Origin of the sequence: Solibacillus sp. FSL K6-4121, assembly GCF_038002585.1 — a bacterium.
Lineage (GTDB): Bacteria > Bacillota > Bacilli > Bacillales_A > Planococcaceae > Solibacillus > Solibacillus faecavium.
This window is the reverse complement of sequence record NZ_JBBOCS010000001.1, coordinates 1,131,036-1,152,939: the sequence shown is the minus strand read 5'-3', so window position 1 is coordinate 1,152,939 and position 21,904 is coordinate 1,131,036. Positions and strand designations below refer to the sequence as shown.

The following is a 21,904-nucleotide window of genomic DNA, read 5'->3' as shown; positions in this document are numbered from 1 at the left end:
TTCCCCTCCTTATCCGATTCCTAAATATTTACGCTTAAGCTGTTCGTCTTCGATTAATCCTTGCATTTCCCCTGATTGCACAGTCCGCCCGTCATCAATTAATGTGAATGTATCTCCGATTTTACTCGCCATCATGAAGTTCTGTTCGACAAGTACGATCGAAGTATGCTTTTTCATTTCAGTAATGGCTTCCATAACTTTTTCAATGACAATCGGTGCAAGCCCTTTAGATGGTTCATCGATTAAAAGCAACTTACTGTCGTTGACGAATGCCCTTGCCATCGCAAGCATTTGCTTTTGTCCACCCGATAAATTACCACCCTGCTTTTTCCAAAACTTTTTCAGATCCGGGAATAACTCTAAAATGTATGCCTGCTTTTGCATTGTCGAATCGGTTTCTTTTCGGATCGCCACTTTCATGTTTTCCTCCACTGTCAGCTGTCCGAAAATCCCTTGATCCTCAGGCACATAGCCAATTCCACTGTTTGCAATATCATAAGGCGCCATTTTCGTAATATCTTTTCCGTCGAAATGAATCGTACCTTTCGATGCCGGTGTTAAGCCCATAATCGTGCGAAGCGTTGTCGTTTTCCCAGCGCCATTCCGCCCTAGTAAAACCGAAACTTCTCCTGCTTTCGCTTCAAAATTGATACCTTGCAAAATATGGTATTGTGAAATAAACGTTTCCACACGCTCCAACGTTAAAATATTACTCATATGCAAGGCCTCCTAAATACGCTTGTTGTACTGTTTCATTATTCATAATCTCTTCAGGCGTTCCATCAGCTAACAGCGCCCCGTTGAACAGCACCATAATTGAATCGGATAAATCAATAATCATATCCATTTTGTGCTCAATTAATAAAATGGTTTTATCACCGCGCTCCTTAATTGAACGAATAACATCCAATATTGCAGGAACTTCTTCTAGTGACATGCCCGCTGTCGGCTCATCCAGTAATAAAATTTCAGTATCAAGTGCCAGTAACATACCTATTTCCAGCTTTCTTTTTTCACCATGGGAAAGCTGATTCGCTACTTGATGCATTTTGTCGGTTAATAGCACTTGTTCCAAAATCTCAACCGCTTCATTCGTAATCTCTTTATATTTCAGAAAGTGGTTGAGCATATGAAAGCGTACTTTCCGCTTCGATTGGACAGCTAGCCGTACATTTTCCAGTACCGTTAAATTCGGAAACACATTCGTAATTTGAAATGAACGCCCGATCCCTAAACGAGTTCGTTCAACAGAAGACTTTTTGCGTAATGATAGTCCTTTAAAAAACACATCACCTTCAGTTGGTTCCAGTTCACCACTGATTAAATTAAAGAAAGTTGTTTTTCCTGCACCATTAGGACCAATAATGGATTTAAAATGCTTAGCTGACATTTCAAAGTTAATATTATCTACCGCTTTATGCTCACCAAACTTAATCGATAAATTGCTCGTTTTTATAATAGGTTCCATCATCTCACCCTCTCGTTTTGTTGATTTCCATTACGGGTCAAACCTTATGGAAACCTTTATAAAAAAAGGCTGTCTTGAAAGTTCAACACTTTTTAGACAGCCTCACTTATTTACTAATTTAAAATAGGAGGTTCCGTTTCTTCTGGAAGTAATTCACGTATTAATACCGGTACTGGATAATCAAATTCCGCCACCTTTTCAAGTCGGATGGCATACATCGTTTGTAATGCCTGGTGGTCTTCTTTACGGAATGTCATCGTTCCTTTTGGTGTCTCGAATGACATACCTTCCATTAATGGAATAAGTGCATTTCCATCGGCATCGCCACCTGATTTTTTCAGTGCTTCTACAATTGCAACCGCCGCTGTAAATCCGCCTGGTGTGAACAAATCAGGTACCTCTCCGTTGAATCTTGCTTTATGCTCTTCTACTAACCAATCATTCACTTCATTTTTCGGTAAAGTATGGTGGTATACCGAGAATCCTTCCATCCCTACTAAAGGTTCCATAAATTGAAGCGCAATAATATCCGGTGCACCAGTTGAGATTTTAATCCCTTTTTCCTGTAGCTTTAAATCTGCAATCTGGTTCCAAGGAGAGTTAGCCCCTGCCCATACAACGAATAGAAATTCTGGTTTTGCTTCGATAATTTTTTGTAAGTTGGATGTAAAGTCAGTTGCCGCTGGATCTGCGTATTCTTCCAATACAATGTCAGCTCCTAACTTTTCAGCTGCCGCTTTAAATGCCGATACCCCATCCCAACCGAATGAATAGTCCGGTGCGAATGTTGCGATTTTTACACCTTCTCCTGCAATTGCCGCTGCAGCTGCATAAGCATCCTGAGATGAATTACGCGCTGTTCTAAAGATGTAAGGGTTAAACTCTGAACCTGTAATACTATCTGCTACTGCAGGTTCTACAATCATAATCTTTTCGTACTCTTCAGCTAGTGGAAGTACTGCCAATGTGTCACCCGAACTTGAAGAGCCTACTAAAAAATCAACTGCGTCATCTTCCAATAGTTTCGTTGCCTTTTGCACCGCTACTTCCGGTTTTGTTTCTGTATCTTCCCAAACGACTTCAATTTTCCGTCCTTCTACTTCCATCGTGCCGTCTGTTGCATATTCAAGACCTAGTTCAAAGCCGTTTCTCGTTTGCTTACCGTATGATTCAAGTGCTCCTGTCAACGATGCAAGTACACCAACTTTAATCGGATCCGATGAAGCAGCTGCTTCTTTTGCACCGCTTTCACCTTGCTCAGCTGAAGTATTTGTAGTTGATGAATCATCACTGTCTGCTGAATCACTGTTACATGCAACTAATAAGAAAACCGATAACACCGCAAAAATTAACCATAAACGCTTTTTCATTCAATGTCCCTCCCAGCAATATTTTCAGCATAGCTATCTGCTTAATCGTAATGTAACATCGCCAAGTTACAAATGAGTTACATGCAATAAACGAGATGTGGAAAAAGAGGGATTTCTTTGGGAACTTGAGGCGCTAAGATACTATGCGATTGCCCGACTGAAGAGATATCCAATGCACAGCGAATTGTTCTAATAAAAGTTGATATCTTCTAATAAAAATTAATTTGTTCTAATATAATTTCGATTTTCTAATATATAGTTTGGTTGTGCTAATATCGCTTTGCATTGTTCTAAAATCTTTTCTCAATCTGCTAATACCGCACCGCCTTTTTCTAATAAGCTGCTCGACTGTTCTAATAAAACGCCCTTCCCGATCCCTCCCTAATCCCGCAAACCCCCTCTTAATAACTCGCAATCACTCCTGCCTTCCCAATTAAAAAAGCTATGTCGAATTATATTTTCAACATAGCTCTCAATCTATTTACATTTTTAATACAAGTTCGTACAATTGCTCGGTCGGGTCCATCGGTGTAATTTTGTATTGTTCATCGAGTACATTTACACAACGCTCATACTGTTTTAGTGCTTCTCGGCGATTCCCTAGATAATAATGGGCAAGCATTAACAACCGGTACCCCTCTTCATGACCGTCATCCAGTGCAATAATGCGCTCTGCCCAACGAATGACTTTATCAAATTGCTGTAGCCGGACATAGTTTTGTGCGACACGCTCTAGAATTTTCAATATTTGCTCATTGTAATGGGCCTGAATCGATTCAATCCACTCACGTTCAATATCGGAACAAAATTGACCATCGACCAGCCTCATTGCAAGCTTTAGCCATTCATTTGAAAGCTTGGCTGTTTTTTCTTCCATTCCACGCTGTGCATAATACGTAAAGTGCGCTACATCACTTTGAATCCAGCGATCCTCCAGTTTATATAAATGCTGGCGACGCGTTATAAAGTAACTTTCCTCCCGCGCAGACCTTGCCGGCTCCAAAGCTTTTAGCATCGCATTAAAAACTACTTTAAAATCACGTTGCATCGCTTCTTCATCCTGTTGCCAAATCGCTTCGCAAATTTGCTGGCGCGACACGAACTGCTCACGGTGTATATATAAATATAAAAACAGTTCTTTCGCTTTCAATCGCTTCCATTCTTTATCGTGAATAACATGATGTTCCCGACGAATCTGAATAGGACCGAATAATGTCAGTGATAGCTCTGTACTCGGTGCATCCTGTATTTTCAATTGATTAAATACGGGCACGTTCTGCTGAAGCTGTTTAGCGAGCTGAACAATTAAGATTAAATGTTGTGGTCCAAAAAGGGTTTTCTTCTCAATAAAAAAAGGATAATCATTTATACTTAATTCCCAAAAAAGTTGATAGTGTTTAGATGCTTGGTTATCATTCACTTTTGAAAAACAGTACGCAAGCCAAAAAGAACAGACCATTTGTCCATACGTATCTTCACTGCGTTCATAATAGGATAAAGCTTGTTTTGCCGTATCGATTGCCTCTTCAAAATGGTTGTTTTCGGCCAACACTTTCGTTAATGCTGTCAGTAGTAATGCAGACATCCAAAAATCCTGCACTTTGTTCGTTTCCCTTAAACCGATTTGCGCATGGCGTTTCGCCTCAATAACATTATTGCGGTAATATAAAATGAGGCCCATATAGCACTCAGCTGTAATGCGCTTAACATGTATTTGATTTAACAGCTCCAGGGTCTCATCAAAACATGCTTTTGCACGCTCAAAATCTTTCATTTCCATATTTAGCAGTGCAAGCCCTTTACGTAGCTTTGTAAGTGCAAGCGTATATGGCATATCAACGAGCCCTTCTTTGCCACCTTCAATAATTCGGCTATAGGCCTGTATATTTTCTCCCATTAATATATCGATCAAAACGAGCAGTAAATCTGTCGTACGATGTGCTTCCTCCCATTGAAACGGTTTCGCAAGGCGCGCGTTTAACAACTCTTTCGCTTTTTCCAATTGACCATGCCGTAAGTACAGACGCGCATCTATATTATTGATGCTTAACTGTAAATTTTGAGACTGACTCCAACGAAGAGCCTCCCCCGCTTTTCCTAAATTAATGAGGTTTTCCGTATAGAGGCTATTAATAAGATGGCGTTCTGTATCGCTGACGTGCACTTCCTTTAATAACGCAATAGCCTGCTGTAAGTGATGTTCTGCGAAAACGGGCTGAAGGGTATCTAAATAAATGTTGGCAAGTCCAAATTGTGAGCGCATTAAAAATAATTGATCTTGCTGCAATTGGGCTTTTATAAAACATTCATTGTATGCATTTTTCGCCTTTTCATATTGTGCGCGGTACCGCTGACATTCCCCTTCATAATATAGAAGCTGATACGGCTTTTGTTCGTTTGAAAAATCTTTCAATCTTTCCAAAAGGAACTCAAATTGACCTGCTTCAATGAAGTGAGGAGCGAATTGCAGTAATAACGTGATATAGTAATGTGGATTTTTTAGCTGTGCAGCATGTGTGACAGCCAGTACACCTAAATTTTGATAAGCATAATACTCGGCTGCCTGTTCATGGAACTCCTCATATAAGTCCGGGTAGTATTCGCTCAACCGCTGCTGCAGGAATTGTTGGAACAATGCATGGAATCGGTATTTTGTACCTCCTGCCAGTGGGGTGATAAATGCAAGCTCATCTAATTTCGGCTTTACTTGTTCAATCCATTCCAGCCCATATAACTCCGTAATGACATCAAGTGATATAACTTGATGAATACCAAGTTTTAAAAGCTGGAGCTGAAGTTGCTCGTCTAGTTTATCGAATACTTCCGCAGATAGATAAGCAAAAAAGTTACCGACCGTTCCTTCTGCGATATCAATGAGCTGTTCCTGACTATACTTAGCCTTATAGCCAAGCAGCATAATTGCCATCGCCCAGCCTTCTGTCATTTGCATAATAAATTCACACTGTTCATCGGTTAATTGCCGTTCAAAAAAGGCCTCAAATAAATATTGAACGTCATCTTCAGAAAAAATAAACTCCTGCTCTAAACATTCGATTAATTGGTTGTTCATCCGAAGTGTTAATAAACAGCTCCACTCCGGCATTTTCCTCGTTGCGACAATAATATGGAGGTTGCCAGGTAAATATTGAAGTATTTGATTCATGACATAATTAATCGGAAATACATGTGAGACATGGTGATAATCGTCCAGCACGATTATAAAAGGTTCCTTAATATTATGAAGTTCATTGGCAATTTGCTTTGAAAGCTGCAACAACTCTTCCATATTATGAAACTTTACCGTGACGTCCCATCCCTTTAGCTTTTCACCAAACGAAGGGAAATGCTGTTGGATACTAAAAATAAAATGGCGTAAAAACGGAAATATCGAATCATCATCTGATGTAATTTGGTACCAGGCGCATTTTGTTTTTTGATCATTTATAAATTGACTAATAAGCGATGTTTTTCCATACCCTGCGCTACTATGTAAAATGGTACATTTTGCATGTGGCCAATCTGAAAGCTTCTTCATTAATTTTGCTCTTCTTAAATAGTTATTCGCCGGTGTCGGAGGTATAAGTTTCGAGACAAAAATATGTTGCTCCATGCTTCCCACCCCATTTACAGTTAATTACAAATATATTAACATAAAGCAGAAAATTATTCTGTTAAATACAAAATTTTTACATATAACTAATCTACACTAATAAGCTTATTAATATAGTTCGATGAATATTATAGATGTTCAGAAAAGGTTCTTTCCACGGATCAATTAGAATAATTTATCTATAATCATTAATAAAACAAGTAAAGTGGCCGCAACAATCATAAAGGTGATTAAAATATAGCCAATAATACGAATGGGTTTTGGCATTTGTTTCATACTATAGGAACTTGGTGTACCGATATGCTTTTGATAGTGCTCATCTACATCGTTAAACGGTTTTTTCTCCAATGAACTCACTCCATTCCTTTTTCTGTATATACATCTTTTTATAGTAGAAAGTTTCAAAAAGTTCACTCTTTCAAAATGTATGAAAATATGTATGAAAATATATTATTATATATATTACTAAAAAATATGGAAGCGGAAACAAATAATATAAATCTACATTTACCAACGTTTTATGAATCAACATTCAATAAAAATACAGAATTTTATACTTTACTTAATTTTCTGAATATTGTATAGTTATAAAAAGGAGCTGATAATATGATTAACTACACTTATTTAGCGACAGATGACAATGACGTATCCTACTTATTCGAAGACGATAGTGATTTCTTCGATTTAGACAGCTTTGATGACAATGATTTTTAAAGAACATCCATACGACTTATGTTTTAATATATCGAAAAAGGATGTGGCGGATCATTAATTTCCCGCCACATCCTTTTAATTTACATATTGAATAAACCATTCATCATGCTGTTTCTTCATTGAAATGCCGATAAAGCCTCGTTGGAGAAGTTGTTGCTGAGCATCTGTCTCATTCATTGAAACATAACGCTCTTCAGCCCATTGACACTCTACTTCCGGCAGCTTCTTCATAAATACATAACGTAATTTTCCGCCGTACTTCAGCTTTAATGCTGCTATATGCATATGTTGTGAAAACTTGTCCTTCATACTCGCGATATTACCAGGCATCACTGTTGCACAGACAACATTATACTTTGCAGAATCTACTTGCTGCATAATAATATCTGCCATTGTCCGTTGTAATCCAAAGCCTCGATATTGAGGATGTACGTTTGAAATTTCCTGATAAAGCACTTTTTTGAGTTCATCATCTGTTTGTAAACCGATATCATACCCTAAATGTTCTCCGTCAATGACTGGTTCAAGCAAAGCTCGAAATGCGATTAGTTTCTCTTCTACGAAAACCCCAACCATAAGGCCATTTCCCTTTAAGATAAAATTCAATTCTCCCTCATCAAGCGGCTGTAAAATTGCTTTATCCGGCAATGCCTCTACGACTTCCTGTTGAAGGTCCATTAATTGAGGTATATAGGATTCATTTAGTAATTTCATTTTATATTGATCATTGCCTAAAAAACCTGTCGCGATCATTATTGCACCACACATTTCTCACGTGTCAGTTCAGCTAAAACAACCTCATCCACATCGACCCCTAATCCTGCTTGTTCATTTAACTGGATAAACGGTACATTATATTGAAGGTTCCCGATATCTTTAGAAAACTTTAATGGTCCTGTTAACTCAACACTTGTAAACACCTTATTTGAAAATGCTACATGGAATCCTGCAGCTGAACCAACTGACGATTCAACCATTGAGCCGATTTGACATTCAATGCCTGCCATTTCCGCCATATGGGCAAGCTTCATTGCAGGATACATTCCGCCACATTTCATTAATTTTATATTTACTTTATCTGCAGCACGTTTTGCTATAATTTCCCGCATTTCACGGACACCGCGTAATCCTTCATCTATCATGACAGGGATGGATGTTTTTGATTTGATTTCAACCATACCATCAATATCATCGGCACGTACCGGCTGCTCCAGCCAGTCAATATTTAAATGTTCAAGTTCGCGAACTGCCTGCATCGTTGTTGAGCTATTTACCCAGCCTTGGTTGACGTCCACTCGAATCGCAATATTATTACCGACTCTCTCACGGACTGCTTTAATACGTGCGACATCACTTGCTACATCGCGACCAACTTTCATTTTGAAAGAGTTATATCCTTCTTCCACTCGCTCGGCTGCTTCATTCGCCATTTTTTCAGGTGTACCGATACTTAATACATGCGTAATTGGAAACTTCTCGTAATAGCGCCCACCTGTTAATTGATACGCCGGCACACCAAGCTTCTTCCCAACTAAATCAAAGCAAGCAATATCAATAGCTGCCTTTGCTGCTGGTGCACTATAAATCATTGCATCCATTTTGACATGGATCTTTTCAAAGTTCATCGGATTTTCCCCAATCATTGCAGGAGCTAATGTATGCTTTAAAACGGCAAACGTGCCTTCCAATGTTTCGCCTGTAACATGCTCATCCGGCACGGCTTCTCCCCAGCCCACTAACCCACATTCTGTTGTCATCTTTACAATGATTGACGGCATATTTGGATATATACCGTAGCTTACGATAAATGGTTCAATTAATGGTAATTCAATATTAAATAATTCAATGTTTTTAATTTTTAACATTTGTTTTCCTCCTATATATAGCTACGCTCGAAATGAATGAAATTAAAGGGGGCGCTTAATCGTGAATTGCTCTCCGATTTTCGCATAATCATTTCCAGCTAAACGACTTATAGCAGCTAGCTCTTGTGGATCGATCCGCCCATCTTCATATATACTTTCTTCTATATGATAATACACAACTTTTCCTATAATCAGGTCACACCCTGGATTATTTTCTTCCCCACCAAGCTCCAGTGCGGTTTCTAACTCGCATTCAAAGCGTACTTTGGCCTCTTTTACTCCTGGAACACCGATTTTTGTACTTTCAACCAATGTCAGCCCAGTCATTTCCACTTCACTTTCCTCAGGAGGTAAGCTGGCTGCCGTTTCATTTACTTTTTCAACATTGTCCGTATCGACTATATGTACAACAAATTGACGATTAGCAAGAATATTTCTTGCCGTATCCTTCATTTTCCCTTGTTTGCGCTGAACACTTACCGAAATCATCGGAGGATTTGAAGATACAATATTAAAAAAGCTAAACGGTGCTGCATTAACCACACCTTCTTCTGTTACCGATGTCACAAAGGCAATTGGTCTCGGAATAATGGAACCAATCAAAAATTTATAATTTTCCCGTTCTGATAACTGTTTCGGATCTATTTTTTGCATAAAATTTCGCCTCTTTTCTTATCACTATTTTGACTTTAGAGAACAGTTCGTGACTCGTCAAATAATTTTATTTCTATTCAAAATTAGTATGAGTATTTTTATACAAACTCATTTTCAGCATTATTCTGCTCCATTATTCAGTAAATTAATGTAAAAAAGTACCGTGAAATCGGTAAAGGCACCGTTTCCTTTAGAAATTTATTTCTTTTTTAATCCAAAATCTGCAGCGAAACGTACTGAATTTTATCTTTTTCAAACTGTTATAAACAGTTGCATAATTAATAACAACCGCAAGAAAAAAAGCTATTTATTTTAACATCACTTCTCTAAAACGTTGATTTATCAATGCATAAAGCTATCGGGTGTTTCCCCATTGTGTATTAGTCACTGTTATATTATAAATCTCAAAAATCTTTTGCCTATTACCATTAAAACATATAGTAGAATTTTGATGCATAAGTTAGCTAATTTAGTTGTTAAATTAGAAAATTCATTAACTTACAATATTATCCTTATTTCGAAAGCTATTAGTAAATATCACTATCCTACACCTAACAAACCTTGATTTATCAAGGTTATAATGCGTTTTTTTACAGTAAAAAATAATTGCACCAAGTACGATTTTGCTACCGAAAAGAGAAATATATGTTTTTTCAAGATAATTTTATTTTATATATTTCACTTGCACAAAATAATAAATTAATGTTAAGTTTATGTACATGAACGTTCAAACATTTGACACATCTACTTTAAGTAGAAAATTATCGTAAAATCGATATTTTAATAGGTGTGAGGGGGAATTTATATGAAAAAAAATCGTTGGTTAATTGCTGCATCTGCCATTGCTATCCACCTTTCAATCGGTGGTGCGTATGCATATAGTGTGTATAAAAATCCAATCGCAACAGAACTTGGTTGGGATGCATCACAAATTACTATTGCTTTTACAATTATGATGGGACTAGCTGGTTTTGCTGCAGCATTATTTGGTAGTACAGTAGAAAAGTTAGGACCTAGAAAAGCAGCAATGGTTGCTGCAGTACTATTCGGTTTAGGACAAGGTGGCGCAGGTATTGCGATCGCTATGGATTCAGTTGTTTTATATTGGCTAACATACGGGTTACTAAGTGGTCTCGGGATGGGGATTGGTTATATTGCACCGGTATCGACGCTTGTTAAATGGTTCCCTAATCGTCGCGGTTTAGCGACAGGGATGGCTGTTTTAGGATTTGGATCTGGTGCGTTAATTACTGCTCCAGTTGCTGCAAACTTAATGCAGGCTGTAGGAATTTCAAATACGTATTATATTTTAGGGATAAGTTATTTTCTATTAATGATTGCCGGAGCGCTTTATATTGCGCCACCTAAACCAGGTGAGGTAGAAGATATGGTTGCTACAGGAAAAGCAAAATCACAGGAAATTGCACAAATGTCTGCTCGTGAAGCGGTTCGTACAAAGCAATTCTGGATGCTTTGGTCTATGCACTTAATTAACGTAACTTCTGGTTTAATGATGATTTCAGTAGCCTCTCCAATGGCACAGGAAATTGCCGGGCTGTCAGTAGCAGCTGCTGCAACTATGGTTGGTTTAATGGGTTTATTTAATGGTGGTGGTCGCTTGCTTTGGGCGGCTGGATCAGATTATATCGGACGCTCTAATGTGTTTGTTATTTTCTTCACGATTCAGTTAATTGCTTTTATTACATTACCATTTACGACAAACGCTATTCTACTACAAGTATTCATATTCTTAGTAGTTAGTTGTTATGGCGGTGGTTTCTCAAACTTACCGGCATTCGCGAGTGATTTATTCGGTACGAAGCAACTTGGGGTTATTCATGGCTATTTATTAACTACATGGTCACTTGGTGGTATTTTTGGTCCGATTATCGTATCAACAATTCACGAAGCGACAAACAGTTATATTCCAGTATTTTATCTATTCAGCTTCTTAATCGCTATTTCATTAGGTATTTCTTTACTATTACGTTCAGATTTAAACAAATTGAAAAAACAGCGTGTAAAAGAAGAGGAAAAAAGCAAAAACAAAGGGAAACAGGGAGCAGCCGCTCATTCATAAGGGGTTTTAATAGAGATGATTCGGAAGTCACAAACTTTCGAGTCATCTTTTTTTTCATGGTATGATTGTTTCAATAAAACTCGAGCGAGGGATGAAATTGCTTTTTACAATTACGCTTTATTTACATATTTTAAGTGTTATCGTTGCTACCGGTCCGCTGTTCGCGATCTTTCCTATATTAAAACGAATGGAAAAGGCACAAACGCAAGATCTTCCTAGCTATATTACGGCGTTGCAAGGTTTGCTGAGAGCTGTGGCAAATGGTGGCCATTTCATTGTGCCGACCGGTTTAGTTTTAATTTATTTTAGTGGTTGGTCCTGGACATCTCCCTGGCTTATTGTGACGTATATCGTTATGGGTTTTTCTTTATATTTTATGGCCCTTGCTTTTAAGCCTGCCCTGAATTTCGCCAAAAGTGTACAGTTTGAAAAAGAACAATTTATTCATATGATGAAAAGCGCTACCTGGAAATATATCTTTTTAATGGGATTCTTTCTATGGCTTATGGTCGCAAAACCTGACTTTTGGTGATATAGTCGGGTTTTTTCTCGTTTCTACGGGTATTACCTCTATTAATTTTGAAAATAAGAGTGGTACAATCACTATAAGAGATACTTTTTTAGGGAGGGATTTTCATAAATCGTCAACATTTAAGTGTAATTTTAGGGGGAATTCTATTTTTAGCTGTTGCTATGGGTATTAGCCGCTTTGCGTTCACGCCAATTTTACCATTCATGCGTGTCGATGAAAATTTATCCTTTACACAAGGTGGCTGGCTCGCTTCAAGTAACTATATTGGCTATTTTATTGGAGCATTGTGGGCCGGATTTATTTATAAATCAAAAAAGAACTTTCTATTATTAAATGTTGTCATGAATGTCAATTCGATCCTTTTAATGGGATTAGTAGATTCATACATCATTTGGATCGTGTTACGCTTTATTGCTGGCTTAACGAGCGGGTTTATCTTTGTCCTGACATTAAGCATCGTGATGGATTATTTGGCAGCACATTTACTAACGCGCTGGAGTGGTTATCTATTTAGTGGAATCGGCATTGGCATTGCATTATCAGGACTGTTAGTACCATTCTTTGAAGCAAGTTTTCGCTGGCAAGGTTCTTGGTTTGGACTCGGTTTGTTATCCGTATTGTTTTTAGCGACGACACTATTTTTATGGCGTCATTTACAAGTTCTTAATCATGTAAAGGCACCAAAATCAGAAGATAGCAATATTTGGAGAGGCTTCATGCCATGGCTGATTATTGCATATGGCTTAGAAGGATTGGGTTATATTATCACAGGGACTTTTCTTGTGGACATTATATATAATATCGAGGCACTTAGTGCATATGCAGGTTATAGTTGGGTATTGGCTGGACTGGCTGCCATTCCATCTGCACCGATTTGGATGAAATTGATGTCCCGTTATTCAACGATTTCTATGCTGGCTTTAGCTTATGCGATGCAAATAATCGGCATCCTGCTTCCTGTTCTGTCACAATCCGTCTGGAGCGTATTGTTGTCGGCCATTTCATTTGGTTTTACATTTGTCGGACTCGTTACTATGTCAACAGCATACGCAAGACAGTTATATCCAAAGCAAAGTGCGTACGTTGTTTCCATACTGACAACCTTTTATGCCATCGGGCAAATAATTGGTCCTGTTATTGCGGGTCGTTTGGAAACTTATTTCCTCACTTATAAAGCTCCCCTCCTTTTTGCTGGAGGAACAGTAACATTAGCTCTAATAATATTACTGGCCGGGTATTTTTATAGTAGGAAAAAGCCCATCCACGTTGGTCATGAAATGACGCAACCCTAATTTAATAAGAAATGAAATGAGATGAAATAGTGAAACGTATTCCCATATTTTATACTTCGATGTTACTCATATTGTTTGTATTAAGCGGATGCAGTCAAAATGCTGACTCAAAATTAAATATATTTCAATATAAAAATTCCTATGTAGGCGACAACAGTGCGGTTGGAAATATTGTAAATCAATTAGCTCATAGCAATGAGCTAAAACAAATTTCCCTTCATACGAAAGAACAACCATATGGCATTACTTTGGAATATAACGATATAACTGCAAAAAATGCAAATAAAGAAATAAAGGAAACTGTTATAGCAAATGCAACGTATCTTTTTGCCTTAATCCAAAATGTAGATTGGGTTACATTCAAATTTCCGGCTACTGAATTTACTGTAACCAAAACTGAAATTCAACATTGGTACAATATTCAACTGGACGGCTTTGAAAATGAAGAAGACTTAAAGAATCTAATAAAAGAACATTTAAATTCAGAGAACTCCGTAAATCAATTTTTTAGTAAGTAATCAATACTCTTAATAGGAAACTCTTAAGAAGTGTTTATTAAAAATTAAATTAATATTAAACCGTTGATTTCCATTCCGGGACCGATGCTTTCCCCGGGCACGGCTCCAGCTAACTAAATTGTGCCTACAACGGCAGGCACAATTTAGTGGATCTTCCGCGCGTGCGGTTCCCGGTGGAGTCACGGTCCCTCCACTCCAATCAACTTATTCATCGCTTTAAATAAAGTGAGATACGATATCTACGATGATTAGTAATCAATTCAAATTAATGAACGTGAACAATTTGTTTCTGCTAAGCATCTAGTTAAATTTATAATAAAAAGACAAACTCTCGAGACCATTTGTCGACAGTCTGAATCTGAAGACTTAAGTTTGTCTTCAGATTTTTTTCATAACTTCATTTACCTTCAAGCTCCTCCTTCCTGCTAATTTACCCAACTCAACTTTAATGCTACGATACCGTTAATAACGTATATCGGAGGCTATTATGGAAGAAAAACTTTACTCAATTGGAGAAGTATCGAAATTGGCAAATATATCAATACAAACACTCCGTTACTATGATCAAATCGGTTTATTTAAACCTTCACACGTCGATCCTAAAACAAATTACCGGTACTATAAAGACGCACAACTATACTATTTGGACATTATTAAATCACTGAAATATATCGGGGTTTCATTAGAAGAGATTAAAGCTGCACAGGCCTTTACCCCAGCAGAGTTATTATCCTTTTTACAGCAGCAGGAAAATGTAATTGAAAAACAGATAAACCGTATGTATGAAATTAAGCACTCCTTATATAAAACGAAAAAACAGATGGAGGAACAGCTCGCGATTGATATGCTTGATACGGTTTATTTTAAAAACGAGGAAGCAAATCGGATTTTATCGATCCATACAAATGAGCTAACACCGTACTATATACCGAACACATACTACAGCTCACTAATCAAAACGCTAGAAATTGAAAATAGTCTGTTAAGTAACCGATACGGGTGCATATATCCTTATCAGCCATATAATAGCTTGGATGAACTACATTATAGTCATATTTTTACCCCGCTTATTACAGACAGGTATATTACACACTTAACAACTGATATGGAAGTTAAAACAATTCCAGCAGGTCGTTATGTATGTATTGCTTTTATTTTCGAACAGGATACGTATCTCGTTCATTACCAAAAGTTATATCAATATATAGAAGAAAACCGACTAAAGGTAGTGCCCATCGTTTATGAAATTTTTATGCCTATAAATTACTCCCCTAATAAAGCAGACGAATTTATCGTTGAATTAAAAATTAAACTAAAGTAAATAGTTTTTTACAATAATTTAAATCTGAATTATTGACTCTATAGCTACTATAGGGTTTATGTTAGGAAGTGCGGATTATATCGCTACAGTCATTTTCAACTAAATAAGGAGCAACAACTATGAGAGAATATAAAGTAACGTTAGGGCTACTGTTATTAAACTTATTCATCGCTTTTTTAGGAATCGGTTTAGTCATTCCAGTACTTCCAACATTAATGAATGAACTGCAAATAAGCGGAACCGTTGTCGGATATTTAACTGCAGCGTTTGCTATTGCACAACTTATTGTTTCACCCCTCGCTGGTAAAGCGGTTGATAAATATGGACGTAAAATTATGATTGTCCTTGGATTGTTTATTTTCGGTATTTCAGAATTTTTATTCGGGTTAGGGAAAACAATCGAAGTATTATTTATTTCCCGTGTATTAGGCGGGATTAGTGCCGCATTTATTATGCCTGCTGTTACAGCTTTTATCGCTGATATTACTACGATGGAAACTCGTTCGAAAGCACTTGGCTATATGAGTGCAGCGATTAGTACAGGATTTATTATCGGTCCTGGCATCGGCGGATTTTTAGCGGATTTCGGTACACGTGTGCCTTTCTACTTTGCGGGAGCGCTCGGTACAACTGCGGCCATTCTGTCGATTATTTTACTGCGCGAACCAGAGCGCAATGAAGAAAATAATGAAAATGTGCCAAATCAAACATCTGGATTTAAACGTGTTTTGGAGCCGATGTACTTAATTGCCTTTATATTAATTTTTGTCGCATCATTTGGACTTGCGGCGTTTGAATCGTTCTTTAGCCTGTTCGTTGATCACAAATTTGGCTTTACCCCTACAGATATTGCCATCATCATTACCGGTGGCGCAATTGTTGGAGCGGTGGCACAAGTCGCATTGTTCGACCGGTTGGCCCAAAAATGGGGCGAAATTAAACTCATTCGCTATAGCTTAATTTTATCGGGCGTTTTAGTATTTTTAATGACGGTTGTCAGCTCGTACTTTGCGATTTTACTTGTTACTTGTATCGTATTTGTCGGATTTGATTTATTCCGCCCTGCTGTAACAAGCTATTTATCAAAAATTGCTGGCAATGAGCAAGGTTTCGTTGGTGGCATGAACTCGATGTTTACGAGTTTAGCGAATATTTTCGGCCCTATTTTAGGCGGCATGTTATTTGATATTGATGTTAACTACCCATATTACTTTGCAACGGTTGTCATCTTCTTCGGTATTCTGTTAACATTAATTTGGAAGAAACCTGCATCGTATATGTAGATTTTTCGTCTTATGTAATTGATTTCTCTGTTATAAAAGTAAATTTGCTTAAGGAGGATTTCATCATGACAACAAAATCAGAACAACTTATTTCAACTACTGAAAAATTCGGAGCGCACAATTATCACCCGCTGCCAATCGTCATCGAAAAAGCAGAAGGCGCTTGGGTGACAGACCCTGAAGGCAATCGCTACCTAGATATGCTTTCGGCTTATTCAGCGTTAAACCAAGGACATCGCCACCCTAAAATTATTCAAGCATTAAAGGATCAAGCAGATGCGGTAACATTAACTTCCCGTGCTTTCCATAGTGCGACATTAGGGGAATGGTACGAGAAAATGTGTAAGCTCACAGGGAAGAATATGGTACTCCCTATGAACACTGGTGCTGAGGCGGTTGAAACAGCGATTAAAATGGCTCGTCGCTGGGGTTATGAAGTAAAAGAGATCCCTGTAAATCAGGCCAAGATTATAGGCTGTAACGGCAATTTCCACGGTCGTACGATGGGTGCTGTATCGTTATCTTCAGAGGAGGAGTATAAGCGCGGCTTCGGCCCTATGCTGGAAGGCTTTACTTTAGTTCCATATGGAGATATTGAAGCTTTAAGAGCTGCCATTACTCCTGATACGGTAGCATTTATTATAGAGCCGATACAAGGTGAAGCCGGCATTATCATCCCGACTGAAGGCTATTTAAAAGCTGCCTATGAATTATGTAAAGCAAATAATGTTCTGTTTATTGCAGATGAAATTCAAACTGGTTTATCACGAACAGGAAAACTTTTTGCCTGTGAATGGGAAGACGTTATTCCAGATGTATATATTTTAGGTAAAGCGCTAGGCGGCGGTGTTTATCCGATTTCTGCAGTCGTTGCGAATGATGATATTCTTGGCGTATTCAATCCAGGCTCGCACGGCTCGACATTCGGTGGAAATCCATTAGCATGTGCTGTTTCCATAGCTGCAATTGATGTTCTGTTGGATGAGAAATTGACAGAGCGTTCACTTGAACTGGGCAATTATTTTAAAGAGCAACTACAAACGATCGATAATGCTGTGATAAAGGAAGTGCGCGGTCGTGGACTTTTCATTGGCTTGGAGCTTCATGAATCGGCTCGCCCGTATTGTGAAAAGCTTTCAGAACGTAAAGTACTATGCAAAGAAACTCATAACACAGTGATCCGCTTCGCCCCACCTTTAATCATTTCAAAAGAGGATTTAGACTGGGCCATCGAGCAAATTAAAGCTGTGTTCAGTGAATAAATAGATTTTAAGGGCACTGTGAATCCCATAGTGCCCCATTTTTTATCTTAAGGAGCGATTTATGATGAAATCACTTTATATTACCGGCTACCGTCCACATGAGCTTGGTATTTTTAACGATAAACATCCAGGTGTCCCTATCATTAAAACAGCCCTGCATAACCAATTACGTACCCTTATAGAGGATGGATTGGAGTGGGTTGTGATTAGTGGACAGCCAGGTGTTGAAACATGGGCCGCAGAGGTTGTACTGGAGTTAAAAAATGAATATTCCACACTTAAATACTCCATTATAACGCCCTTCTTAGAACAAGAGAAAAACTGGAATGAGCATAAACAAGCGGCCTATATGAATATAGTAAATAATGCCGACTTCGTAACAAGTGTGACGAAGCGTCCATACGAAGCACCTTGGCAGTTTATCGAAAAGGATAAATTCATCATCGATAATACGGATGCGACATTGCTCGTTTATGATGAGGAAAACGAAGGCTCCCCTAAATATGTGCTCCGACTCATCGAAAAGTATAAGGAACAGCATGATGAATATGAATTGTTCATGATCAATGCGTACGATTTACAGATGGTGGCGGAGGAAATGCAGCAAGGAGATAATTGGTAAAGATTCCGTTAATTTTCCCAATTCAGTAAATATTCAGATTATAAATCACCTTTTTGCGGTATAATATACTAAATGAACTTATATATCGAATAACAAGGAGGCAACATTATGAATCAATTATCGATGATTAACGAAACCACACCCGTAAATATCCCACACCATACGTATAAACGTGAATGTCGCTATACGAGAGGTATTAATATTCCCCTTACAGATATAGAAAAGATATTAAGTGAATTGGATAATGAGGCACACATCTATTTTGAATTCCATAATATTGCGAAGGAAATTAAGCAAGGGACGTTATTGAACGGCTACGCGGGCCTCGCAAGTACTATATCAGACTATTATAAGCGCGAAAAAAATATGGAAATTCCAGAATTAACGAACGGTCGGGATTTTTATGTGAAAATTGTTTAACTATTTATAAGGGGCTGACTTATAAGTGTATAACACAAATAGCGACGTCTAAAGCATCGATGAGGTTAATGCTTTGGACGTTGTTTTACATATTTTCTTCAAATTAAATAATTTTTCTAAAAATTAACGCGGTAATCTATTGACTTTCTAATTGATAAAGATTATCATTATCATTGTAAGGCAGACAAATTAGTTGTAGCATATTTTCGATACTGTTCCCCCCAGTTCAGATTCGAAACTCATTAATGACTTTACTCATATTTTGAAAAGATCTTTATCTTTTCTCCTGAAAGAATGGCAAATCCCCTCACACGATTTGCCATTTTTTTATCTAAATTTGGGTATACATATATTAAAGGAGATGATTTAATTGGAATTCCGTATTGAAAAAGACACTTTAGGTGAAATCCGTGTACCTGCAGATAAAATTTGGGGTGCACAAACACAGCGCAGTAAAGAAAATTTCCAAATTGGGACAGAAAGAATGCCCATAGAAGTTATCCGCGCGATGACGATCTTAAAGAAGGCAGCCGCACTCGCAAATAATAAATTAGGCAAGCTGTCTGATGTAAAAACAAAGGCAATTGTCGAAGCAGCAGACGAAATTCTGACAGGTAAATGGGATGACCACTTCCCTCTTGTTGTTTGGCAGACAGGTAGCGGTACACAGACGAACATGAACGTAAACGAAACAATCGCCTACTTAGCAAACAAAAAGTTAGCTGCAAGTGGTTCTGAAGAAAAAATTCATCCGAACGATGATGTAAATAAATCGCAAAGTTCTAATGATACATTCCCTACTGCACTGCATATTGCTGCAGTTGAAATTGTGGAAAGCTATTTAATGCCGAGACTGAAACTTCTTCAGGCAACTTTAAAAGAAAAAGCAATCGCATTTAACGATATTATTAAAATTGGCCGTACCCACTTACAGGATGCCACACCATTAACACTTGGGCAGGAAATCGGCGGCTGGCACCATATGCTGATAAAATGCGAAAAAATGATTATGGTTAATACACAATTTATGAAAGAGTTGGCAATTGGAGGCACAGCGGTAGGAACGGGAATAAACGCTCACCCAGAATTTGGGGCACATGCTGCAGCTGAGATCAGCAAGTTAACAGGGATTCATTTTACAACAGCTGAAAACAAATTCCATGCACTGACAAGCCATGATGAAATCGTTACAGCTCACGGTGCGCTAAAAGCATTGGCTGCAGATTTAATGAAAATCGCAAATGATGTGCGCTGGTTGGCAAGTGGACCGCGTTCTGGTATCGGTGAAATTACCATTCCAGAAAACGAACCAGGTTCATCGATCATGCCAGGTAAAGTAAATCCAACTCAAAGTGAAGCGATGACAATGGTCGTGACTCAAGTTGTCGGCAATGATGCCACAATTGCCTTTGCCGCATCACAGGGGAATTTTGAGCTGAATGTATTTAAACCGGTTATTATTTATAACTTCCTGCAGTCAGCACGCTTATTGGCAGATTCAATGAAATCATTTAACGACAACTGCGCAATCGGTATTGAGCCGAACATGGAAGTATTGGATGCGAACTTGAAAAATTCGTTAATGCTTGTCACGGCATTAAACCCTTATATCGGCTATGAAAATGCGGCCAAAATCGCCAAAACGGCTCATAAAGAAGGTACAACATTGAAGGAAGCCGCGATTGCGACGGGTCTTTTAACTGAGGAAGAATTTGACCGTTATGTCGATCCGAAAACGATGATTTACCCAAATGCTGAATAATTTTTAAATATCCAACACAACCTTCCAACATGTCTAGTCAATTACTCTTTACAGGTAATAAACTAATGTTGAGGAGGTTGATTTTTATTGAAAAAATTCGAGTTTATAAAGGATGGTTATGAAATAGTCATCAATATTCTCGTGAATATACAGAACGAAAACACTAAATACGTTGAAGCAGATGCCTATTATAAAGACTTCGGCAAATATCGCATATTAGTTTTAGCAGATTCCGTGGAAAAAGCGGTAGAAGTGGCAACATATGAATTACTCACGAATCACCCATTTGAAAAAGTTATTATAGATTATTAAGTCATATTTAAAGGGATGCTCCGAAATCGTATCAGAGCACCCCTTCTTTTAATTTATAGTAGCAAATTTAAATACATATCAATAATTTGTTCACCGTAAAAATACACAATGATTGTGGCAAGTGCAATGGATGGTCCAAATGGAACCGGAGTTTTACGCCCTTTACGTCGGACTTTTAAAATAACGATCCCAACAATCGTTCCAATAATGGACGCTATAAATAATGTTAACAGCGTATTATAAGTTCCCAGCACAAGACCGATTAATAAAAATAGCTTAATATCTCCGCCACCCATACCGCCTTTTGAAATAATGGCGATTAATAATAATAGCGAAAAACCAAGCACTGCCCCAACAATACTATCCCACCAAGGCTCCAGCGGGGAAAGAATCCTTCCGACAATTAATAAAGGCAGGAAAAACAATAGAATTTTATCAGGAATGAGCATGTACGCAATATCCGAAACATTAATAATAACCAGTAAGGAAATGAAAAGGAGCGCTACTGCGAGTTCCCATGTAATACCAAGCTGCCATGTAGCAAATGCGAATAAAAGACCTGTTATCAGCTCAGTAAATGCATAAATTGGCGATACTTTTACCCCGCAAGTCCGACATTTCCCTCGTAAAAACACCCAGGAAAGAACAGGTATGAGCTCAAAAGCGCGTAAACGGCGATTACAATTTACACAATGGGAAGGCGGTGTTACAATCGATTCCTTTTTCGGTACACGTAAACCGACTACATTATAAAAAGAACCGAACACTAGCCCGAATATTCCTGCGAAAATTGTATACATTATTTCCATTTTAAACGCT

Annotated in this window: 20 protein-coding genes; 11 read left to right on the top strand and 9 right to left on the bottom strand. The window is 38.0% G+C overall.

Annotated features, from left to right (window positions below):
• Nucleotides 1-9 precede the first annotated feature (9 nt).
• The 8 genes from MHH95_RS05855 to MHH95_RS05820 all read right to left on the bottom strand — a co-directional run bounded on the left by MHH95_RS05855 (nucleotide 10) and on the right by MHH95_RS05820 (nucleotide 9,681).
• Complete coding sequence (locus tag MHH95_RS05855) at nucleotides 10-717, bottom strand: ABC transporter ATP-binding protein (RefSeq protein ID WP_340726749.1); 708 nt, start codon at nucleotides 715-717, stop codon at nucleotides 10-12.
• On the bottom strand, nucleotides 710-1,468 hold the full coding sequence (locus tag MHH95_RS05850; RefSeq protein WP_340726748.1) for an ABC transporter ATP-binding protein: 759 nt from the start codon (nucleotides 1,466-1,468) through the stop codon (nucleotides 710-712). Before MHH95_RS05850 ends, MHH95_RS05855 begins: the two co-directional genes overlap by 8 nt.
• Nucleotides 1,469-1,581: 113 nt before the next feature.
• The gene (locus MHH95_RS05845) at nucleotides 1,582-2,838 is read right to left on the bottom strand and encodes a substrate-binding domain-containing protein (protein ID WP_340726747.1); all 1,257 of its coding nucleotides are present in this window, start codon (nucleotides 2,836-2,838) and stop codon (nucleotides 1,582-1,584) included.
• A 481-nt stretch (nucleotides 2,839-3,319) separates the two neighbouring features.
• Nucleotides 3,320-6,448: a BTAD domain-containing putative transcriptional regulator gene (locus tag MHH95_RS05840; RefSeq protein WP_340726746.1), complete on the bottom strand. Its 3,129-nt coding sequence runs from the start codon at nucleotides 6,446-6,448 to the stop codon at nucleotides 3,320-3,322.
• 165 nt (nucleotides 6,449-6,613) lie between these two features.
• The gene (locus tag MHH95_RS05835; RefSeq protein ID WP_340726745.1) at nucleotides 6,614-6,796 is read right to left on the bottom strand and encodes an amino acid transporter; all 183 of its coding nucleotides are present in this window, start codon (nucleotides 6,794-6,796) and stop codon (nucleotides 6,614-6,616) included.
• A 441-nt stretch (nucleotides 6,797-7,237) separates the two neighbouring features.
• Entirely contained in the window at nucleotides 7,238-7,915 is a 678-nt protein-coding gene (locus MHH95_RS05830) for a GNAT family N-acetyltransferase (RefSeq protein WP_340727311.1), read from the bottom strand.
• Nucleotides 7,915-9,027, bottom strand: coding sequence for a mandelate racemase/muconate lactonizing enzyme family protein (locus MHH95_RS05825; RefSeq protein ID WP_340726744.1), 1,113 nt, complete (start codon nucleotides 9,025-9,027; stop codon nucleotides 7,915-7,917). Before MHH95_RS05825 ends, MHH95_RS05830 begins: the two co-directional genes overlap by 1 nt.
• 42 nt (nucleotides 9,028-9,069) lie before the next feature.
• Nucleotides 9,070-9,681, bottom strand: coding sequence for a flavin reductase family protein (locus MHH95_RS05820; protein WP_340726743.1), 612 nt, complete (start codon nucleotides 9,679-9,681; stop codon nucleotides 9,070-9,072).
• An 805-nt stretch (nucleotides 9,682-10,486) separates the two neighbouring features.
• Here MHH95_RS05820 and MHH95_RS05815 point away from each other — a divergent pair.
• The 11 genes from MHH95_RS05815 to MHH95_RS05765 all read left to right on the top strand — a co-directional run bounded on the left by MHH95_RS05815 (nucleotide 10,487) and on the right by MHH95_RS05765 (nucleotide 21,085).
• On the top strand, nucleotides 10,487-11,761 hold the full coding sequence (locus tag MHH95_RS05815; protein WP_340726742.1) for an L-lactate MFS transporter: 1,275 nt from the start codon (nucleotides 10,487-10,489) through the stop codon (nucleotides 11,759-11,761).
• A gap of 97 nt (nucleotides 11,762-11,858) precedes the next feature.
• Nucleotides 11,859-12,293: a hypothetical protein gene (locus tag MHH95_RS05810; RefSeq protein WP_340726741.1), complete on the top strand. Its 435-nt coding sequence runs from the start codon at nucleotides 11,859-11,861 to the stop codon at nucleotides 12,291-12,293.
• Between the two features lie 98 nt (nucleotides 12,294-12,391).
• Nucleotides 12,392-13,585: a YbfB/YjiJ family MFS transporter gene (locus tag MHH95_RS05805; protein WP_445683001.1), complete on the top strand. Its 1,194-nt coding sequence runs from the start codon at nucleotides 12,392-12,394 to the stop codon at nucleotides 13,583-13,585.
• A 59-nt stretch (nucleotides 13,586-13,644) separates the two neighbouring features.
• Nucleotides 13,645-14,103: a DUF4825 domain-containing protein gene (locus tag MHH95_RS05800; RefSeq protein ID WP_340726740.1), complete on the top strand. Its 459-nt coding sequence runs from the start codon at nucleotides 13,645-13,647 to the stop codon at nucleotides 14,101-14,103.
• 487 nt (nucleotides 14,104-14,590) lie between these two features.
• Complete coding sequence (locus MHH95_RS05795; RefSeq protein WP_340726739.1) at nucleotides 14,591-15,424, top strand: MerR family transcriptional regulator; 834 nt, start codon at nucleotides 14,591-14,593, stop codon at nucleotides 15,422-15,424.
• A 119-nt stretch (nucleotides 15,425-15,543) separates the two neighbouring features.
• Nucleotides 15,544-16,707 carry an MFS transporter gene (locus MHH95_RS05790; RefSeq protein WP_340726738.1) on the top strand — a complete coding sequence of 388 codons (1,164 nt, stop codon included), beginning with the start codon at nucleotides 15,544-15,546 and terminating at the stop codon, nucleotides 16,705-16,707.
• Between the two features lie 65 nt (nucleotides 16,708-16,772).
• Entirely contained in the window at nucleotides 16,773-17,969 is a 1,197-nt protein-coding gene (locus MHH95_RS05785; RefSeq protein ID WP_340726737.1) for an ornithine--oxo-acid transaminase, read from the top strand.
• Between the two features lie 61 nt (nucleotides 17,970-18,030).
• Nucleotides 18,031-18,591 (top strand): DUF1273 domain-containing protein, encoded by a 561-nt coding sequence (locus MHH95_RS05780; protein WP_340726736.1) that lies wholly within the window; start codon nucleotides 18,031-18,033, stop codon nucleotides 18,589-18,591.
• Between the two features lie 108 nt (nucleotides 18,592-18,699).
• Nucleotides 18,700-19,011: a hypothetical protein gene (locus MHH95_RS05775; protein WP_340726735.1), complete on the top strand. Its 312-nt coding sequence runs from the start codon at nucleotides 18,700-18,702 to the stop codon at nucleotides 19,009-19,011.
• Nucleotides 19,012-19,381: 370 nt separating this feature from the next.
• The gene (gene fumC / locus MHH95_RS05770) at nucleotides 19,382-20,773 is read left to right on the top strand and encodes a class II fumarate hydratase (protein ID WP_340726734.1); all 1,392 of its coding nucleotides are present in this window, start codon (nucleotides 19,382-19,384) and stop codon (nucleotides 20,771-20,773) included.
• An 87-nt stretch (nucleotides 20,774-20,860) separates the two neighbouring features.
• Nucleotides 20,861-21,085, top strand: a complete 225-nt coding sequence (locus MHH95_RS05765) for a hypothetical protein (protein WP_191701300.1) — start codon at nucleotides 20,861-20,863, stop codon at nucleotides 21,083-21,085.
• A gap of 53 nt (nucleotides 21,086-21,138) precedes the next feature.
• Here the strand turns inward: MHH95_RS05765 and MHH95_RS05760 are convergent, their stop codons facing one another.
• Complete coding sequence (locus MHH95_RS05760; RefSeq protein WP_340726733.1) at nucleotides 21,139-21,894, bottom strand: prepilin peptidase; 756 nt, start codon at nucleotides 21,892-21,894, stop codon at nucleotides 21,139-21,141.
• Between the last annotated feature and the right edge of the window lie 10 nt (nucleotides 21,895-21,904).

What these genes read in the sequence shown, in the direction of transcription:
- MHH95_RS05855 (WP_340726749.1), bottom strand. Translation starts at nt 717, where the DNA reads ATGAGTAATATTTTAACGTTGGAGCGTGTGGAAACGTTTATTTCACAA.
- MHH95_RS05850 (WP_340726748.1), bottom strand. Translation starts at nt 1,468, where the DNA reads ATGGAACCTATTATAAAAACGAGCAATTTATCGATTAAGTTTGGTGAG.
- MHH95_RS05845 (WP_340726747.1), bottom strand. Translation starts at nt 2,838, where the DNA reads ATGAAAAAGCGTTTATGGTTAATTTTTGCGGTGTTATCGGTTTTCTTA.
- MHH95_RS05840 (WP_340726746.1), bottom strand. Translation starts at nt 6,448, where the DNA reads ATGGAGCAACATATTTTTGTCTCGAAACTTATACCTCCGACACCGGCG.
- MHH95_RS05830 (WP_340727311.1), bottom strand. Translation starts at nt 7,915, where the DNA reads ATGATCGCGACAGGTTTTTTAGGCAATGATCAATATAAAATGAAATTA.
- MHH95_RS05825 (WP_340726744.1), bottom strand. Translation starts at nt 9,027, where the DNA reads ATGTTAAAAATTAAAAACATTGAATTATTTAATATTGAATTACCATTA.
- MHH95_RS05820 (WP_340726743.1), bottom strand. Translation starts at nt 9,681, where the DNA reads ATGCAAAAAATAGATCCGAAACAGTTATCAGAACGGGAAAATTATAAA.
- MHH95_RS05815 (WP_340726742.1), top strand. Translation starts at nt 10,487, where the DNA reads ATGAAAAAAAATCGTTGGTTAATTGCTGCATCTGCCATTGCTATCCAC.
- MHH95_RS05800 (WP_340726740.1), top strand. Translation starts at nt 13,645, where the DNA reads ATGTTACTCATATTGTTTGTATTAAGCGGATGCAGTCAAAATGCTGAC.
- MHH95_RS05795 (WP_340726739.1), top strand. Translation starts at nt 14,591, where the DNA reads ATGGAAGAAAAACTTTACTCAATTGGAGAAGTATCGAAATTGGCAAAT.
- MHH95_RS05790 (WP_340726738.1), top strand. Translation starts at nt 15,544, where the DNA reads ATGAGAGAATATAAAGTAACGTTAGGGCTACTGTTATTAAACTTATTC.
- MHH95_RS05785 (WP_340726737.1), top strand. Translation starts at nt 16,773, where the DNA reads ATGACAACAAAATCAGAACAACTTATTTCAACTACTGAAAAATTCGGA.
- MHH95_RS05780 (WP_340726736.1), top strand. Translation starts at nt 18,031, where the DNA reads ATGATGAAATCACTTTATATTACCGGCTACCGTCCACATGAGCTTGGT.
- MHH95_RS05775 (WP_340726735.1), top strand. Translation starts at nt 18,700, where the DNA reads ATGAATCAATTATCGATGATTAACGAAACCACACCCGTAAATATCCCA.
- MHH95_RS05760 (WP_340726733.1), bottom strand. Translation starts at nt 21,894, where the DNA reads ATGGAAATAATGTATACAATTTTCGCAGGAATATTCGGGCTAGTGTTC.